The organism is Rhodanobacter sp. FW102-FHT14D06, assembly GCF_043950705.1.
GTDB lineage: Bacteria > Pseudomonadota > Gammaproteobacteria > Xanthomonadales > Rhodanobacteraceae > Rhodanobacter.
The window spans coordinates 1430583-1448122 of sequence record NZ_CP170722.1 but is presented as its reverse complement, the minus strand read 5'-3'; the positions used below and the strand labels follow the sequence as shown (position 1 = coordinate 1448122).

The window sequence follows — 17540 nt, the reverse complement described above, 5'->3', positions numbered from 1 at the left end:
TCCACGATCTTTCGGCGAAGCCACGAAGCGGAGCTGGATCGTCTTCGGTTGATCGGTCGGGCAACCGTCGTACGATCGCCCGACCAGTTCACGTCGGCGGAATCGCTGCGGTACTGTCAGCGGCAGGAATCACGGCTGGTTGGTATTTCGCGTATTTCCGCAGCAGCGCCTGGAAGCGCGGCTCGTGGCGGATCGGATCCCAGTACGGGTCCAGCCACAGCAACACGGGCGAGTAGTAAATGCCGATACCGGACGTGGCCAGCGCTTTGGACAGGAGCGGCACGGCAAGGTCGGGACGGCGCGCCTGCGCATACAACTGGGCGTTGAACAGCACGATTTGCGGGCCGTAAAGGCGGTCCTTCGCGTTGCCGAGAATTTTCATCGACTTGGCGATGCTGTCCAGTCCCGTTGCAGTCTGACCCAGCGCGATTTCCGCGTAAGCAATGTTTTCCCACTGAAACGCCCGGCTGATTCCCGTCAGCATTTTGAGTTGCGCACGTAGCTCCGGCAGCGACTGTGCAAACAGCGGCCGGGCATGGACGTCGTCGCCCATCAGTCGGTACAGGGTGGCCTGTTGCTCAGTCTTGGGGCCGTTGAGCGCCGGGGGAAAATTATCGGGAGTGTCCGGGATGCCGTCGAGCAGCGCGAGTGCTGTCTTGAACTCGCGCTGGTAAGTCAACAAGACGACGCGCTGGAGTTTCAATTGCGGATCGTCGCCTTGCACCGCGGCCAATGCACGCGGAATATCGCCCGTGCTCAACAATATCGCGTTGGAATAGTAGGCCTTGGCGTTGCGGTTGTCCGGGTCCAGCGCCAGCGCGCGCTGGAAGGCGCCCTCGGCCTCGGGATAGGCGCTCGCCGCCTGGTACGTCGTGCCCAACTCGTAGGCCAGTGCGGAATTGCGTGGGTCGAGAGCCTGCGCTTGTCTGAACGAGGCAATCGCGTCGTCCACTCGTCCCTCGCGGCGTTCTACGTAACCTTGCGCCGCGAGGGTCTCGGCATCGTTGGGTTTGAGCTTGAGCGCGGTCGAAAACGCTTGCAACGCGGCGGCGTAATCGCCGCGGCCGTAGTATTCGCTGTAGCCGATGGCGAGGTGCGCGGTGGCCAGATCGGGTTGCAATTGCAGTGCTTGTTCCGCATCCGCGCGCGCCTGTTGGACAAGCTGCTTCACGTTCCCGCCGCCGCCGCCGAACCATGCAAGCTCACTTTCGGTATAAGACAGCCGCGCGTAGGCCAATGCAAAGTTGACATCGTGCTGAATGGCTTGCTGATACAACGGTATCGCAGCCTTGTAGCTAGCCGTGTCGTAATTGATGAGACCTTTGTTAGCCTGATACTCGGCGCGCAGGAACAGGTCGTAGGCGGCTTTGTTGGTGGTCGGCGCCTCAGCCAGTTGCGCGCTCTGCGCGGGCGACAGCTTGGCGTTGAGGGCTGTCGCGATCTTGCCCGCCACCTCGCCCTCGACGCCGAATACGTTGTCCAGCGTGCGGGTGTAGCTTTCGGCCCAGATATGGCTTTCGGTCCTGGCGTTGATCAACTGCACGTTGACCAGCACCTGGTTGCCCTGCTTCTGCACGCTGCCTTCAAGGATCGTCGCGACGCGGAGTTGCTCGCCGACCGTCTTGAGGTTTTCTGGATGGCTACCGTACTGCAGGGTCGAGGTGCGCGAGATCACCTTCAAGTCACCGATGTCGGCCAGCTTGGTCAGGATCAAGTCCTGCATGCCGGCCACGAAGTACTCGTTGTCCTTGTCGGCCGAGAGATTCTCGAACGGCAGTACCGCGATGGACTTGCCGGGGACGCTCGCCGCGGATGCCGGAGATGACGACCCGGTCGAGGAGGCCGTCCCGCTGCGCGCGTCCGTCGCCCGCGCGGATGTCTGGGCCACAACGGCGGCCGGCGCCTGACGCAGCGCCAACAGGCGCCAGCCCAGCAGGCCCACCGCCAGCACCAGCGTGCCGATGATCACCGCGTTGAGCTTGCGCCCGATCTGGCGGCTGTCGTGCGCGGCCCGTGCCTCGGGCGAATCAGCCGGCGCGGTGCGGCGGATGCCTTCGGGTGTCAGCTCGTACACCCAGGCGAAGATGACCGCGATCGGGAAACCGATCGCGATCAGGATCACCACCAGGCGCACCGTCCAATCGGGGATGTTGAAGAACGGGAATACCTGCGTGGCCACCTGCACCAGCAGCCATGCGACGACGGCATAGGCGATTGCCACGCGCCACACGTGGCGACGCTTCAGCTCTTCGAAAAAGCCGCCGCCATCGGCCAACTTGTACTCCCCGTCCCACCGGCCGCCGGCCGGTCTCCACCCGGGGGAGTGTAGCCAATCGGCGCGTAGCGCGTGTCGGAAGCCGGCATGCCGATGCGACTCGGCCCGGCGGGCCGGTTCGCCTAGGCGTCGCGCGCCACCTGCAGCCCGGCTGCCGACTGGCTGACCGGCATCAGCTCGATGCGGTTGATGTTGAGGTGCGGCGGCAGGTTGGCGATCCACCAGATGGTGTCGGCGATGTCGGTCGCGGTGATCGGGTGGGCGCCGGCGTAGAGCTGGTCGGAGGCGGCCTGGTCGCCGCCGGTGCGCACCAGGGTGAATTCGGTCTCGGCCATGCCCGGTTCGATCGAGGTCACGCGCACGCCGCTGCCGTGCAGGTCGGTGCGCAGGTTCTGCGAGAACTGGGTGACGAAGGCCTTGCTGGCGCCGTACACGTTGCCGCCGCGGTAGGCGTAGCTGCCGGAGATCGAGCTGATGTTGACGATGGCGCCGCGGCGTTCGATCAGCTGCGGCAGCAGCAGGTGCGTGATCGTGGCCAGCGCGGTGACGTTGGTGTCGATCATCTGCTTCCATTGCGCCAGCTCGGCTTGCTGCGCGGGTGCGGTGCCCAGCGCCAGGCCGGCGTTGTTGACCAGCAGGTCGATGCCGGCGAACGACGGTGGCAGGGCGGCGTGGGCGGCGCGCATGGCCGCTTCGTCGCGCATGTCGAAGGCGGCCGCATGCACGCGCTCGGCGCCGTGGCGGTCCACCAGCTGCCGCAATCGTTCGGCCCGGCGGCCGCTGGCGATCACCCGCCAACCGCCGGCGACGAAGCGCTCGACGGTGGCGGCACCGAAACCGGCGGTGGCACCGGTGATCCAGGCGATCTTGCCGTTCATGCGATTACTTGCCTTCTTTCAGGGCGATCGCCGGGATGCCGGCGGCGGCGAGTTTCTGCTTGGTCGATTCCAGCTCGGTGGCCGAGCGGAACGGCCCCAGCCGAACGCGGTGGTAGGTCTGCCCGCCGACATTCACCGTCTGCACGTTGGCGACGAAACCCTGCAGGGCCAGCTTGGCCTTTTGTGCCTCGGCGGTGGCGGGGTCGGGGAACGCGCCCACCTGCAGCAGGTAGCCGTTGCCGCCGCTGGCCGGTTCCACCGCTTCGGCCGGCGCGGCGTTGACGTTCTGCACGGCCACGCCGGGTGTGCTGGCGGGCGTCGCCGCCGGTGCCGGCGTGGCGGCCTGCTGCTGCTCGGCCTTGGCCTGCGCGCTGATCTCGGCGTCGGGGATGCGCACTTCCTTCTCCGACAGCACCGAGTAGAAGTCGTACTGCGGTTTCTTCGGCGTGCTTTCGCCGGGGGCCGGTTCCAGCACGCCCGGCTCGCTGCCGCGCTGGGCGGTGGCCTGCGGGTTGGCCTGCGGTCCGGTCGGCGTGCGCAGGTTGGTGAACAGGCTGCCGCGCATCACGATCGCCATCAGGATCGCGCCGGCGAGGACGCCGATCACCGCGTAACCCCAGCCCGGGAATCCGCTGCGGCCGTTGCGTACGGCCTGCCGGCCCCTGCCCTTGCGTGCTGCCATTACATCTTCTCCGGGGCGCTGAGGCCCAGCAAATCCAGTCCGTTCTTCAGTACCTGGCGCGTGGCGACCACCAGCGCCAGCCGCGCGTTGCGCAGGCTCGCATCCTCGACCAGGAACTGGTGCGAGTTGTAGTAGGTGTGGAACGCGTTGGCCAGTTCGCGCAGCCAGCCGGCGATCAGGTGCGGCTCCAGGTTGGCCGTCGCCGCTTCGACCTGTTCGGGATATTTCGACAGCTCGGTGAGCAGGATCTGCTCGTGCTCGTTGTCCAGCCGGTCCAGGTGAGCAAGGCCGTCGGCTAGGTCGAAGGCAAAGCCTTTCTCCGGCGCCTGGCGCAGCACGCTGCAGACGCGGGCATGCGCGTACTGGATGTAGTAGACCGGGTTGTCGTTGGACTGCGAGCGGGCCAGGTCGACGTCGAACACCAGCTGCGAATCGCTCTTGCGCGCGATCAGGAAGTAGCGCGTGGCGTCCTTGCCGACTTCGTCGATCAGGTCGCGCAAGGTGACGTAGCTGCCGGCGCGCTTGGAGATCTTCACCTCCTCGCCGCCCTTCATCACGGTGACCATCTGGTGCAGCACGTATTCCGGCCAGCCCTTGGGGATGCCGCAATCGAGCGCCTGCAGGCCGGCCTTCACCCGCGCCAGCGAACCGTGGTGGTCCGAGCCCAGCTCGGTGATCGCGCGCTGGTAGCCGCGCTGCCACTTGCTCAGGTGGTAGGCCACGTCGGGCAGGAAGTAGGTGTAGGTGCCGTCGGACTTGCGCATCACGCGGTCCTTGTCGTCACCGAACGCGGTGGTGCGCAGCCACAGCGCGCCGCCTTCCTCGTAGGTGTGACCGTGGGCGATCAGCTCGCGCACGGTTTCCTCGACCTTGCCGTCGCTGTACAGCGAGGACTCCAGGAAATAGGTGTCGAAGCCGACGCCGAATGCCTGCAGGTCCAGGTCCTGCTCGCGGCGCAGGCTGGCCACGGCGAAGCGGCGGATCGCGTCGAGGTCGTCGACGTCGCCGGCCGCGACGACCGTCTCGCCGTCGGCCACCACCGATTCGCGATCGAGGTAGGCGCGCGCCACGTCGGCGATGTAGTCGCCGCGGTAGCCGTTGTCGGGCCAGCTGCTGTCTTCGGGCGTGATGCCGCGCGCGCGCGCCTGCACCGACACGGCCAGGTTGGCGATCTGCACGCCGGCATCGTTGTAGTAGTACTCGCGCTTGACGTTCCAGCCGCTGGCGTCGAGCAGGCGGCTCAGGCAGTCGCCGATCGCCGCGGCGCGGCCGTGGCCCACGTGCAGCGGGCCGGTCGGGTTGGCCGAGACGAATTCCACGCCGACGGTCCTGCCGCCGCCGCTGGCATTGCGGCCGTAGGCGTTGCCCTCGGCCATGATCCGGCGCACTTCGGCGTGATAGGCGCCGGCGGCGAGGAAGAAGTTGATGAAGCCGGGGCCGGCGATCTCGACTTTTTCCACCAGCGGGTTGGCCGGCAGTGCGGCGACCAGTTTTTCGGCCAGCTCGCGTGGCTTGGCGCGCGCCGCCCCTTCGACAGGGCTCAGGACATGCTTGGCCAGCAGCATCGCCGCGTTGCAGGCGAAATCGCCATGCTCGCGGCTGCGCGCGCGCTCGATCACGAAGTCGGGGATGGCCAGCTCGGCCGGCAGGGTCGCGTCGTGCTGCAGGGCGTGGATGGCCTGCAACACCAGGTTGCGCAGCTGTGCTTTCACGGGTGGGATCGGTTTCGTGATGGAACCGGCAATTCTAACAGACCGGCGCGCGCACGCCGGCGGCGAAGGCCGTGCCGGACGCGGGGTGGTCTCGTGTTGCACCGCGTCGAGGCGTCCTGTGGATAACTCTGTGGGGAAATTCGCCGGCGGGGAACGCGCCGAGGCAGCGGCTGGCTGGTCTTTGTCAAGTCGCAAGAAATTATCAAGCAAAATCATCATGTTGAAGCAGCAACTTTGCGCAAGACTGGCGATTGCGACGGCAACCGGTTGTCGTTGCATTTTGTGCATAAGTTTCGACCACTTGGCGGCCGCTTCTGTGCGCACGAACAGGTTGGCGCACGGTGTGCCGCAGCGCGGCAGAGCCGGCTTGTCGGGCGAAGGTGGGGAGATGCGCGCCGCAGCGGCGGCCCGGTACGGACGCGTTCAGAGCAGGCCGCGGGCGGCCATCGACACCGGCTCGCCGTGGCCGATCACCAGGTGGTCGAGCACGCGCACGCCGACCAGGTGCAGGGCATCACGCAGTTCGTGGGTGATCGCGCGGTCGGCGGCACTGGGTTCGGCCACGCCGGAGGGGTGGTTGTGGGCGAAGATCACCGCGCAGGCGTTGTGATGCAGACAGGCGCGCACCACTTCGCGCGGGTGCACGCTGGCGCCGTCGACGGTGCCGCGGAACAGCTCCTCGAAGGCCAGCACGCGATGGCGGTTGTCCAGGTACAGGCAGCCGAACACTTCGTAGGGCAGGTGGCGCAGGCGGGCCCGCAGGTAGTCGCCGCTGTCGCGCGGGTTGCCCAGGCTGGGCCGTTCCTGCAGCTGCTCGGCCAGGCTGCGCCGGGCCAGTTCCAGCGCCGCGGCGATCCGCGCGCGCTTGGCCGGACCCAGCCCGCCGGCGCGGATCTGCTGCTCCGGCCGGCCCAGCAAGGCGGCCACGCCGCCCGCGTTGGCAAGCAGTTCGCGGCCCAGCGCGATGGCGTCCTTGCCGCGGCTGCCGCTGCCCAGCAGCACGGCCAGCAGCTCCGCGTCGGACAGCGCGGCGCTCCCGCGGGCCAGCAGTTTTTCGCGGGGTCGTTCGCCTTCGGGCCAGTCGCGGATGCTCATGCGTGCCAGCTTGGCGAAGGGGGTCGCCGGCAGGCAGCAGTGGCGCGGATTGAATCCGGTAAGCTAAGCGTCTGCCCGACTGTCAGGCCCGCCTTACATGAGCCTCGCCCAACGCCGCATCCTGCTGGGAGTGACCGGCGGCATCGCCGCCTACAAGAGTTGCGAACTGGTCCGCCGCCTGCGCGAGCAGGGCGCCGAGGTGCGCGTGGTGATGACCGCAGGGGCCGAGCATTTCGTCGGCGCGGCCACCTTCCAGGCGCTCTCCGGCCAGCCGGTGCGCAGCAGCCTGTGGGATGCGCACGCCGAGGCGGCGATGGGTCACATCGAGCTGGCGCGCTGGGCCGAGCGCATTCTGGTGGCGCCGGCCAGCGCCGACACCATCGCCCGGCTCGCCCATGGCCATGCCGATGACCTGCTCAGCACGCTGTGCCTGGCCAGCGCCGCACCGCTGTACCTGGCGCCGGCGATGAACCAGCAGATGTGGGCGCACCCGGCGGTGCAGGCGAACCTGGTGCTGCTGCGCCAGCGTGGCGTGCAGGTGCTGGGGCCGGCGGCCGGCGAGCAGGCCTGCGGCGACATGGGCTCCGGCCGCATGCTGGAGCCGCACGAATTGCGCGACGCGCTGGCCGCCTCGTTCGGCAACGGCGCGCTGGCCGGGTTGCAGGTGGTGGTCAGCGCCGGTCCGACCTACGAGGACATCGACCCGGTGCGCTTCATCGGCAACCGCAGCTCCGGCCGGATGGGCTTCGCGGTGGCCGCGGCCGCGGCGGAGGCGGGCGCCACGGTGAGCCTGGTGGCCGGCCCGGTGAGCCTGGCCACGCCCGTCGGGGTGGCGCGGCGCATCGACGTGCGCAGCGCCGCGCAGATGCAGGCCGCCGTGCTCGAGGTCAGTCGCGCGGCGGACATCTACATCGGCGCGTCGGCGGTGGGCGATTATCGGCCGGCCAGCGTCTCGGCGCTGAAGCTGAAAAAGAGCGCGGGCGCGCCGCTCTCGCTGCAGCTGGCAGAGAACCCCGACATCCTGGCCAGCCTGGCCGCGCAGAACGGGCACCCGTTCCTGGTCGGATTCGCCGCGGAGACGCATGATGTGGCCAGTTACGCGCGCGGCAAATTGCGCAGCAAGGGGCTGGACATGATCGCGGCGAACCAGGTGGGCGACGGACTCGGTTTCGAGGTCGCCGAGAACGCATTGACGCTGTACTGGGCCGATGGCGAGCTGGCCTTGCCGCGCGCCGCCAAGAGCGAACTGGCGCGCCAGTTCATCGCGCAAGTGGCCGAACGCTACCGGGCGACGCGCGGATGACGCTCGACGTCGAATTGAAGATCCTCGACCCGCGCCTGGGCGACAGCATTCCGCTGCCGCATGCCGCCACCCCCGGCAGCGCCGGCATGGACCTGCGTGCGGCACTGGAGCAGCCGCTGACCCTGGCACCCGGCGCAAGTGCGCTGGTGCCCAGCGGCATCGCCATCCACATCGGCGATCCGCAATGGTGCGCCTTTATCGTTCCGCGCTCCGGGTTGGGCCACAAGCACGGCCTGGTGATGGGCAACCTGGTCGGCGTGATCGACGCCGACTACCAGGGCCCGCTGATGATTTCGTGCTGGAACCGCGGCGACGCCCCGTACACCATCGCGGTCGGCGACCGCATCGCGCAGTTGCTGCTGGTGCCGGTGGCGCAGGCGCGGCTGCAGATCGTCAATGAATTCACGCCCAGCGAACGCGGCGCCGGAGGCTTCGGCTCCACCGGTATCCGATAGCATGGGCACGGAAACTCGGCGCGACCCGGAGCGGTCGCGCCACCGCGCAGTTTCAGCCGTGGGGGCAGAGCATGGCACCAAAAATCGCGAAGCGGCGGCTGGCCCGGCCTGAGGTCGACTGGTCGGCCGTGCTGCCGCTGGCCGGCGGCACCTTGCTGCTGCTGCTGGGCCTGTTCTGTGCCTGGCAGACCTGGCTGATCGCCGACGAGCATCACGCCGACGAACGGGTCCATGCCGCTCAGGCGCAGGCGGTCAAGGCGGTTGCCGACGAGGTCGCACGCCAGCGCGGTGCGGTGGAGAAGGCGCTGGCGCTGGTCGACCCGGCGACGGTGCTGAACGACCCGGCGCAGTCGATCGCCACCTTGCGCCTGCGCCTGCCGCAGGCGCAGCAGCTGGACATCTACAGCGGCGACCTCAAGGAAGTGCTGCGCGCCAACTACCGCGAGTTCGGCTATGCCAAGGCGGCGCAGCTGATGGCCGCGCAGACGGCGGAGGGCGCGCCGCCGGTGCAGAGCGTCTACTACGGCAACGGCGACCGCCGGCTGAGCATGGTCGTGCCGCTGGGTGCGCCCGATCAGACCCAGGCGTGGGTGTGGGTGGAACTGCCGTTTGCCGGGGTCCAGCGGGCTTTCGACGCGATCCCGCCGGCCGGCGGCCGGCTCGATCTGCGCCAGGGAGACGAGCCGGGCAGCGTGCAGTTGTTCTCCAACGGCAGTGCCTCGGCGCAGACCGGCGACAACAGCGTGGCCGTGCCCGGCACCGCGTTCCGCGTGGGCGCCGGGCTGCCCGATGCGTTCATCGTGCTGCCGCATTCGTGGTGGTTGAGCGCGCTGCTGAGCCTGTTGGGGCTGGGCGGAGCCGGCTATCTGCTGTGGCTGCGCGGGCGTCGCCAGGCTTCGTCGGCGCCGCCGGCCGAAGAGGAGCCGCTGGTGGCCGAGGTCGCGCTGCCGCGCCCGCGCGCGCGCGCGCCGTCGACTCCCGCTCCGGCCACTGCGCGTCCCGCGGCCGCGCCGGCCGAACCCGCCACGGTGCCGGTGGACCCGAGCATCTTCCGCGCCTACGACGTGCGCGGCGTGGTCGGCAAGACACTGGACCGCAACGTGGCCAGGCTGCTGGGCCGGGCGATCGGCGCGGTGATGGTCGAGCGCGGCCTGCGCGAGATCGTGGTCGGCCGCGATGGCCGGGTTTCCGGTCCCGAACTGGCCGGCGCGCTGGCCGACGGCCTGCGCGAGGCCGACGTCGACGTGATCGACCTGGGCGCGGTGCCCACGCCGGTGGTGTATTTCGCCGCGTACCGGTTCAACACCGGCTGCGGCGTGGCGGTGACCGGCAGCCACAATCCGCCGGACTACAACGGCTTCAAGATCGTGATCGGCGGCGAGACGCTGGCCGAGGGCGCGATCCAGGACCTGTACCAGCGCATCGCCGGCGGCGCGTTGAGCCAGGATGGTCATGGCGGCCTGCGCCAGGTCGACGTGGCCCCGGACTACATCGAGAAAATCGTCTCCGACGTGCTCGCCGAGCGCCCGCTGAAGGTGGTGGTCGATTGCGGCAACGGCATTCCCGGCGCGATCGCGCCGCAGGTGCTCGAAGGCGTCGGCTGCGAGGTGGTCCCGCTGTACTGCGATGTCGACGGCAGCTTCCCGAACCACCATCCCGATCCGTCCGATCCGGCCAACCTGCAGGACCTGATCCACGCCGTGCGCCAGACCGGAGCGGACCTCGGCCTCGCCTTCGACGGCGACGGCGATCGCCTGGGCGTGGTCTCCCGCGCCGGCGAGATCATCTATCCGGATCGCCTGCTGATGCTGTTCGCGCGCGACGTGCTGTCGCGCCAGCCCGGCGGCACGGTGATCTACGACGTCAAGTGCACCAGCCACCTGAAGGCGCAGATCCTGGACGCCGGCGGCAGTCCGTTGATGTGGCGCACCGGGCATTCGCTGATCAAGGCCAAGATGCGCGAGACCGGCGCCGAGCTGGCCGGCGAGATGAGCGGGCACTTCTTCTTCAAGGAGCGTTGGTACGGTTTCGACGACGGCATCTATGCCGCCGCTCGCCTGCTGGAGATCCTCGCCGGCGACCTGCACGGGCGCAGCCCGGAGGAAATCTTCGCCACCCTGCCCAAGAGCGTCTCCACTCCCGAGCTGAAGGTGCCGCTGGCCGAGGGCGAGCATTACCGTTTCATGGACCGGCTGCGCGAGCGCGCCAGCTTCGAGGACGCCTCGGTGATCGGTATCGACGGTCTGCGCGTGGACTGGCCGGACGGCTGGGGACTGGTACGCGCGTCCAACACCACGCCGGTGCTGGTGCTGCGTTTCGAGGCCGACACCGAGGCGGCGCTCAAGCGCATCCAGCAGGTGTTCCGCCGGCAGATGCTGGCGGTCGATCCTGCCCTGAAACTGCCGTTCTGAGGATGGCGGGCCGGGACGCGGACCGCGTCGGCCCGAGCCAGGCTACTGCGAAGCCTTGTCCTGTTCGGCTTTCAGCTCGCGGTAGCGGGCCAGCTGCTTGACCTGCTCCTGCACCGTCTGCGTGCGCAGGGTCTGCTGGCGCTGCAAGGTGGCGCGCAGGCCGGTGACGACGTTGCGCTGCGCGGCGACGCTGTCGGTGAGGAATTTCGGCACCGGCTTCTTGGCGTTCTCGATCTCCGCGGCGCGGGCCAGCAGGTCGGTCAGCGCCTTCTCCTGGCTGCGCAGGTTGATCCGGGTGGTGCGGATCTGCTGGTCGACCGTGTCCAGCGTCTGCTGCAGCGAGATCTTGTACGACTCCTCGTCCGGGTAGGCGTTGAGCATCTGCGCCTCGGCGGTGGCCACTTCCTGCGCCGCGCGCTGTCTGGCCGCCTCGACCTCGGCCAGCTTGGCCGCCGCGGCGCGCTCCTCGGGGTTGAGCTGGCGCGACACGTGGCGCACCACCATGCCGCGATCGTTGACCAGGTCGTAGCCGTACTTCATCGCGTCGGCGGTGAGGCTGTCGCTGTAATGCACCAGGCCCTGGTTGTCATACCACTTGTAGCGCACGCTGCCAGCGTTCTGGGCGAACGCGGCAAGGCTCGCGCCCATCGCTACGGCAGCCAGAATGAGCAGTGATTTGCGCATGGGTTCTCCTGTTGGCCCGAGTATAGCTGGCTCCGCCATGCTGGCCGGTTGCCCGCGGCGCTGCTGTGATGGGGTTGGCCGGAGTCTATTGGCCGGTGCATGAACCGGTGGCGCATGCCGCGCCGGTCAGCGGGGTACGCCGTACCGGGCGCGGTAGTCCAGCAATCGCGCGTGTTCGGCAGCCAGTTGCGGCTGCGCGCCGGCATACTCCAGCACGTCGTCCAGGCAGGTGATGGCGATGACCGGGATGCCGTGCTCGGCGGCGACTTCCTGCGCGGCGGAGCGTTCGCCCTGGCCGCGCTCCTGGCGATCCAGCGCGATCAGCACGCCGGCGGGCGTGGCGCCGTGGGCGCGGATCAGCGCCAGCGACTCGCGCACGGCGGTGCCGGCGGTCATCACGTCGTCGACGATCAGCACGCGCCCGGCCAGCGGCGCGCCGACCAGGCTGCCGCCCTCGCCGTGATCCTTGGCCTCCTTGCGGTTGTAGGCCCATGGCAGGTCGCGCCCGTGCTGTTCGGCCAGCGCGATGGCGGTGGCCGCGGCCAGCGCGATGCCCTTGTAGGCCGGGCCGAACAGCATGTCGACCTCGATCCCCGCCTCGACCAGGGCGGCGGCGTACGCGCGGCCGAGTCGCGCCAGCGCGGCGCCTGAATCGATCCGGCCCATGTTGAAGAAGTACGGGCTCTGCCGGCCGGACTTCAGCGTGAACTCGCCGAAGCGCAGCACCTGCCGGCGCAGGGTGAGTTCGATGAAGTCGCGTTGGTAGTCGTGCACGGTCGGTCTCGCTGGCATGGCGGCGGTGCGCGCATGGTACACGCGCCGGTGCCGCCGGCCGGGGTTGTTATGATCGCCCGATCTGTCGACCGGGAGTACCCATGCGCATCATCAGCCTCAACGCCAACGGCATCCGCTCGGCCGGCAGCAAGGGCGTATTCGAGTGGCTGCGCGCGCAGAACGCGGACGTGGTCTGCCTGCAGGAGACCAAGGCCCAGGAAGACCAGCTCACGGACGCGATGTTCCGCCCCGACGGCCATCACTGCTTCTACCGCGACGCTACCAGCAAGAAGGGCTACAGCGGCGTGGCGATCTACGCCCGGCGCGAGCCCGACCAGGTGCTGACCGAACTCGGCTGGGACGAATTCGACAACGAGGGCCGCTACATCGAGGCCCGCTTCGGCAACCTCAGCGTGGTCTCGTTGTACTTTCCGTCCGGTTCGTCCGGCGACGAGCGCCAGCAGTTCAAGTTCAAGGCGATGGAATGGATCACGCCGATCTTCGACGCGTGGCTGAAAAGCGGCCGCGACTACGTGATCTGTGGCGACTGGAACATCGTGCACACGAAGAACGACATCAAGAACTGGAGCTCCAACCAGAAGAACTCCGGCTGCCTGCCGGAGGAACGCGCGTGGCTGGACCTGCTGTTCCACCAGCGCGGCTGGGTCGACAGCTTCCGCGCACTCAAGCCCGACGCGGTCGAATACACCTGGTGGTCGAACCGGGGCCAGGCGCGGGCGAACAACGTGGGGTGGCGGATCGACTACCAGGTGGTCACCCCTTCGCTGCGCGATCGCCTGCGTGCGTGCTCGATCTACCGCGACCAGCGTTTTTCCGACCACGCGCCGTACACGGTCGACTATGTCGACTGAAGCAACGGCGCGACGGCCGGCGAAGCCGTCGGTGTGGCATGCGTTCACCCAGCCGGCGGCGTGGACGATGTGCCTGTTCGGCTTCTCCTCCGGCCTGCCGTTCCTGCTGGTGGCCGGCACGCTGGCGTACTGGCTGAAGGAGAACGGCATCGAGCTGGCCGACATCACGATGATCGCCAGCGCGGGCATGACCTACGCATTCAAGTTCCTCTGGGCACCGCTGCTCGACCACGGGCACATCCCGGGCTTCGCGCGCCTGGGCCAGCGGCGAGGCTGGCTGCTGTTCGCCCAGTTGGGCGTGGTGGCCGGGCTGCTCGCGATGGCGGCGCTGACGCCGCAGCATCTGGCGGCGTTCGTGGCGGCCACGCTGGCGGTGGCGTTCTTCGGTGCCACGCAGGACATCGCCGTCGATGCGTATCGCATCGAGATCGCGCCGGTCGAGGACCAGGGCGCGCTGGTGGCGACCTATTCGCTGGGCTATCGCATCGGGCTGCTGGTGGCCGGCGCGGTGGCCCTGATCCTGGCCGACCACATCGCCTGGCGCGTGGTCTACCTGATGATGGCGCTGGCGATGCTGCTGCCGATCGTCACCACGCTGGTGGCGCGCGAGCCGGCGGTGCTGCGCGTGCGTGCCGCGCGCTGGCGCGACGCGATGCGCGAGAGCGTGATCGATCCGTTCGCCGACTTCTTCCGGCGCTACGGCTGGGCGCTGGCCGGCGTGACCTTGCTGTTCCTGCTGCTGTTCAAGATGCCCGAACAGGCCACCATCGGCGGCATCATGAGCCCGTTCTACCGCGACATGGGCTTCTCCAAGACCGAGATCGGCACGATCACCAAGATCTACGGCATCTGGATCGGCATCGTCGGCGTGTTCGTCGGCGGCGCCATGGTGGCGCGCTGGGGCGCGTGGCGGCCGCTGGGCGTCACCATCGTGCTGTGCGGCTGCAGCAACCTCATGTACCTGCTGCTGATCGCGCACCCGGGCAATCTGGCCATGCTGACCCTGGTGATCTCGGTGGAGAACCTCACCCTGGGCATGCTGGGGCCGCCGACGGTGGCGTTCCTGTCCTCGCTGGTCAACCAGCAGCACACCGCGACGCAGTACGCCTTGCTGAGTTCGCTGGTCAACCTGCCGGGCAAGCTGCTCGGCTTCTTTGCCGGCGGCATCGCCATGACGGCGGGCTACGGCGCCTACTTCGTGCTCACCGTGCTGGCGGTGATCCCGGCGATGCTGCTGTTCGCCGGATTGTGGCGACGTTTTCGCGGATTCGAGCGCGCGCGGGCGGTGACCTGAAAGATTGTGGCCGTTCCATGCGAGCGGGTCCGGACCTGCAGTGGCCCACAGTGGCGCGGGTCACAGCGCAACTGCCAAGTCAGCCACGGAAATCGCCACGGCGCGGCACCGGTGCATCGCGGATGTGCAAACATCCCCGGCACAGGGGCAGGTGCTGCAGGGAGTGACGCTTGTGCCGGACATGATCGTTCATCACATCGATGGCCTGCTGGCCGAACGCATCGCGGCGCTGGCCAAGCTGCGGCAGTGTCCGGTCAACGACGTGATGCTGGACGCGCTGCGCGTCGGCCTCGGCATGTCGGTGGCGCACCGATACAGCGAAAGCCTGCGCGATCCGCACGCCCTGGCCGTACTCGATGGTCACTGGGAAGCCGCCGAGCGCGGCGCGTTCCAGGAGGCGTTGCTGGCGCTGGCCCGCACGCGGCCGACCCAGCTGGCGCCGGAGAGCATCCGTTACGACGTGCCGGGTGCCGGCGCGGAATAGACCGCCCCGAGTACCCGCGGTCCGCGCGCGCCGGTCACGGCCGGCAGGTTGCCGGGCAGTTGCAGCAGGCGTTGGCGCGCCAGCCAGGCAAATGCGGTCGCTTCGAGAAAGTCCGGGTCGACACCGCAGCTGGCGGTACTGTCCAGCCGGCGTGGAGCCAACGTCTCTCCCAGGCGCTGCATCAGCCGCTCATTGTGCACGCCGCCGCCGCAGGCCAGCACCTCCGTCGCTTCCGGCGCATGCTGCATCACGGCTGCGGTGACGCTGCGCACGGTCAGCTCCAGCAGCGTCGCCTGCACGTCGGCGGGTGCCAGTATGGCCGGCGGCGCGCGGGTGGCCAGCCAGTCCAGATGAAAGTATTCGCGTCCGGTGCTTTTGGGCGGCGGCAGCGCAAAGTACGGATCGGCCAGCAGGGCGTCGAGCAGCTCGGGCACGACCCGGCCGCGGGCGGCAAAGGCTCCGCCGCGATCGAACGGTTCGCCCCGATGGCGCAGGCACCACGCGTCGAGCAGGCCGTTGGCCGGCCCGGTGTCGAAGCCGCGCACACCGCCGTCGGCCGCGAGCACAGTGAGGTTGGCGATGCCGCCGAGGTTGAGCACGGCGCGCGTACGCCCGGGCACGCCCAGCAGCATGGCATGCACCGCCGGCAGCAGCGGCGCGCCCTGGCCGCCGGCGGCGACGTCGGCGCGGCGGAAGTCGGCGACCACCTCGATGCGGCAGCGCTCGGCGATCACGCTGGGGTCGCCCAGCTGCAAGGTGAAGGGGTGCTCGCCGCCGGGCCGGTGGCGCAAGGTTTGTCCATGCGAACCGATGGCGCGCACCGCCGCGGCCGTCGTGCCGGCGCGATCGAGCAAGTGCAAGGCGGCCTCGGCAAACTGCTGCCCGATTTCAACGTCGAGCCGGCCCCAGTCGTCCAGGTCGAGCGCGGCCTCGCCTTGCGCCACTGCCAGCATGCGTTCGCGCAAGGCATGCGGCCACGGATGGGCATGGCAGGCAAGGGTGTGCGGCTTGCCTTCGCGAAAACGCACCAGCACCGCATCGATGCTGTCGGCGCTGGTGCCGGAGATCAGGCCGATGTAGAGCGCCGAGTCGTCTTCAGCCACGCGCAAGGGCAGCTCAGTTGTCGTGATTGGCGGGAGCGTTGGCGCGCGCCAGCTTGATCCGGTTGTCCAGCTCGGTCAGCCGGGCCAGCTGCGGCTTGACCACCTGCGACTCGAAGCGGGCCAGCTGGGCGGCGGGCAGCGGTTCGGGCTTGGGCAGGGTCACCGTCTGCGGGTTGCGCTGCACGCCGTTGACGCGGAACTCGTAGTGCAGGTGCGGGCCGGTGGCCAGCCCGGTCATGCCGACGTAGCCGATCACCTCGCCCTGGCGCACCCGCTCGCCCACGTGCTGGCCCTTCACGAACCGCGACATGTGGCCGTACGCGGTGCTGATGGTCTTGTTGTGCTGGATCACCACGAAGTTGCCGTAACCGCGCTCCCAGCCGTGGTACTTGATCACGCCGTCGCCGGCGGCGTGGATCGGCGTGCCGCTGGGGGCCGCGTAGTCGACGCCCTTGTGCGCGCGCATGCGGCCGAGGATCGGGTGCATGCGGGCGGAGGAAAACTGGGACGAGATCCGGGTGAAATCGACCGGGATGCGCAGGAAGGATTTCTGGATCGGACGTCCATCTTCGCTGAACCAGCCGTAGTTGCCGTCGGCCTTCTTGAATCGGTAAGCGGTGTAGCGCTTGCCCTGGTTGACGAATTCGGCAGCCACGATGTCGCCCTGGCCGTAGCGCACGCCATCACGGTAGATGTCGTCGTAGATCATGGTGAAGCTGTCGCCCACGCGCAGGTCCTGCACGAAGTCGATGTCGTATTTGAACAGGTCGGCCAGCTTGCCGATCATCGCCGCGTTCACCCCGGCCTGGTCACCGGCGGCATACAGGCTGCTGCGAATCACGCCGTGCGCCACCTGCTCGCGTCGGTCGATGTCGCGCGGCTGCAAGGCCAGCGTGGGTTGTGCGCCGTCGAAGCGGATGACGGCGCGGTTGGCGGCATCCGGATCGAAACGGAAGCCCTTCAGGCTGCCGTCGCTGCCGAGCAGGAAATCGAACTCCTCGCCCGGACGGATGCTGTGCAGGGCCTCCTTGTGGTTGCCCGCGGTGTCCATCACCTTCTGCAGGTCGCTCATGCCCAGGCCATGGGCGGTGAAGATGTCGGAAAGGGTCTGTCCCGGCTGCACCCGCACCACCTGCCAGTCATCGACGGTGGACACCGGCGCCTGGACCAGGTCGGCCTTGGGCAGGGCCAGCGGCAACAGCGTGTGCGCCACGGGTGCGGGCGCCGGACGCATCGCGTTGGCCCACGACGGCATGATGAAGCCGGACAACAAGGTGATCAGCAGCGCTGTGCCGGCAAGCATCCAGTGTTCGCGGTGCCAGCGGATCGGTTCGACATCGCTCGACCGGTTGAACGACCAGTGCGCGCAACGTTCGTAGAAGCGACAGTGAAGACGCTGTGCCTTGCGGCATATGGCCTGCTTGCGCGCCTGCAGCGCGCCCATGTTCTCTTCGGCCATGCCGTGTTCACCCCGTACCGCTCAAGCAAAAACTCGGCGTACCATAACGGCGATGTGCA

15 protein-coding genes are annotated in these 17540 nt (G+C 68.6%); 6 read left to right on the top strand and 9 right to left on the bottom strand.

Annotation, left to right across the window (positions count from 1 at the left end):
- Window positions 1–88: 88 nt before the first annotated feature.
- From ACFCQI_RS06675 to radC, 5 genes are all read right to left on the bottom strand, one after another.
- Entirely contained in the window at window positions 89–2275 is a 2187-nt protein-coding gene (locus ACFCQI_RS06675) for a tetratricopeptide repeat protein (protein ID WP_395120662.1), read from the bottom strand.
- A 122-nt stretch (window positions 2276–2397) separates the two neighbouring features.
- Window positions 2398–3153: an SDR family NAD(P)-dependent oxidoreductase gene (locus tag ACFCQI_RS06670; protein ID WP_395120661.1), complete on the bottom strand. Its 756-nt coding sequence runs from the start codon at window positions 3151–3153 to the stop codon at window positions 2398–2400.
- Window positions 3154–3157: 4 nt separating this feature from the next.
- The gene (locus ACFCQI_RS06665; protein WP_395120660.1) at window positions 3158–3835 is read right to left on the bottom strand and encodes an SPOR domain-containing protein; all 678 of its coding nucleotides are present in this window, start codon (window positions 3833–3835) and stop codon (window positions 3158–3160) included.
- Window positions 3835–5547, bottom strand: a complete 1713-nt coding sequence (gene argS / locus ACFCQI_RS06660; protein WP_395120659.1) for an arginine--tRNA ligase — start codon at window positions 5545–5547, stop codon at window positions 3835–3837. The genes ACFCQI_RS06665 and argS overlap by 1 nt, the downstream gene beginning before the upstream one ends.
- A 423-nt stretch (window positions 5548–5970) precedes the next feature.
- Complete coding sequence (gene radC, locus ACFCQI_RS06655) at window positions 5971–6642, bottom strand: DNA repair protein RadC (RefSeq protein ID WP_395120658.1); 672 nt, start codon at window positions 6640–6642, stop codon at window positions 5971–5973.
- Window positions 6643–6739: 97 nt separating this feature from the next.
- On the opposite strand from radC, the gene coaBC reads away from it, so the two are divergent.
- The 3 genes from coaBC (at window position 6740) to ACFCQI_RS06640 (ending at window position 10811) form a co-directional block, all read left to right on the top strand.
- Complete coding sequence (gene coaBC / locus ACFCQI_RS06650; RefSeq protein ID WP_395120657.1) at window positions 6740–7945, top strand: bifunctional phosphopantothenoylcysteine decarboxylase/phosphopantothenate--cysteine ligase CoaBC; 1206 nt, start codon at window positions 6740–6742, stop codon at window positions 7943–7945.
- The gene (gene dut, locus ACFCQI_RS06645) at window positions 7942–8400 is read left to right on the top strand and encodes a dUTP diphosphatase (protein ID WP_395120656.1); all 459 of its coding nucleotides are present in this window, start codon (window positions 7942–7944) and stop codon (window positions 8398–8400) included. The genes coaBC and dut overlap by 4 nt, the downstream gene beginning before the upstream one ends.
- Window positions 8401–8471: 71 nt before the next feature.
- Complete coding sequence (locus ACFCQI_RS06640; protein WP_395120655.1) at window positions 8472–10811, top strand: phosphomannomutase/phosphoglucomutase; 2340 nt, start codon at window positions 8472–8474, stop codon at window positions 10809–10811.
- 42 nt (window positions 10812–10853) lie between these two features.
- Here ACFCQI_RS06640 and ACFCQI_RS06635 read toward each other — a convergent pair whose 3' ends face one another.
- The gene (locus ACFCQI_RS06635) at window positions 10854–11495 is read right to left on the bottom strand and encodes a DUF4124 domain-containing protein (protein ID WP_395120654.1); all 642 of its coding nucleotides are present in this window, start codon (window positions 11493–11495) and stop codon (window positions 10854–10856) included.
- Window positions 11496–11621: 126 nt separating this feature from the next.
- Window positions 11622–12269 carry an orotate phosphoribosyltransferase gene (pyrE, locus tag ACFCQI_RS06630; RefSeq protein ID WP_395120653.1) on the bottom strand — a complete coding sequence of 216 codons (648 nt, stop codon included), beginning with the start codon at window positions 12267–12269 and terminating at the stop codon, window positions 11622–11624.
- A 101-nt stretch (window positions 12270–12370) separates the two neighbouring features.
- Here pyrE and ACFCQI_RS06625 point away from each other — a divergent pair, with 101 nt between their 5' ends.
- The 3 genes from ACFCQI_RS06625 to ACFCQI_RS06615 all read left to right on the top strand — a co-directional run bounded on the left by ACFCQI_RS06625 (window position 12371) and on the right by ACFCQI_RS06615 (window position 14919).
- Window positions 12371–13141 carry an exodeoxyribonuclease III gene (locus ACFCQI_RS06625; protein WP_395120652.1) on the top strand — a complete coding sequence of 257 codons (771 nt, stop codon included), beginning with the start codon at window positions 12371–12373 and terminating at the stop codon, window positions 13139–13141.
- Window positions 13131–14435 carry an AmpG family muropeptide MFS transporter gene (locus ACFCQI_RS06620; protein ID WP_395120651.1) on the top strand — a complete coding sequence of 435 codons (1305 nt, stop codon included), beginning with the start codon at window positions 13131–13133 and terminating at the stop codon, window positions 14433–14435. The genes ACFCQI_RS06625 and ACFCQI_RS06620 overlap by 11 nt, the downstream gene beginning before the upstream one ends.
- A gap of 181 nt (window positions 14436–14616) precedes the next feature.
- Window positions 14617–14919: a hypothetical protein gene (locus tag ACFCQI_RS06615; RefSeq protein ID WP_395120650.1), complete on the top strand. Its 303-nt coding sequence runs from the start codon at window positions 14617–14619 to the stop codon at window positions 14917–14919.
- On the opposite strand, the gene ACFCQI_RS06610 is transcribed toward ACFCQI_RS06615, so the two are convergent.
- Window positions 14889–16022: an anhydro-N-acetylmuramic acid kinase gene (locus tag ACFCQI_RS06610; protein ID WP_395121287.1), complete on the bottom strand. Its 1134-nt coding sequence runs from the start codon at window positions 16020–16022 to the stop codon at window positions 14889–14891. The two genes, ACFCQI_RS06615 and ACFCQI_RS06610, sit on opposite strands and share 31 nt — an antisense overlap.
- 13 nt (window positions 16023–16035) lie before the next feature.
- Window positions 16036–17481, bottom strand: a complete 1446-nt coding sequence (locus ACFCQI_RS06605; RefSeq protein ID WP_395120649.1) for an OapA family protein — start codon at window positions 17479–17481, stop codon at window positions 16036–16038.
- Between the last annotated feature and the right edge of the window lie 59 nt (window positions 17482–17540).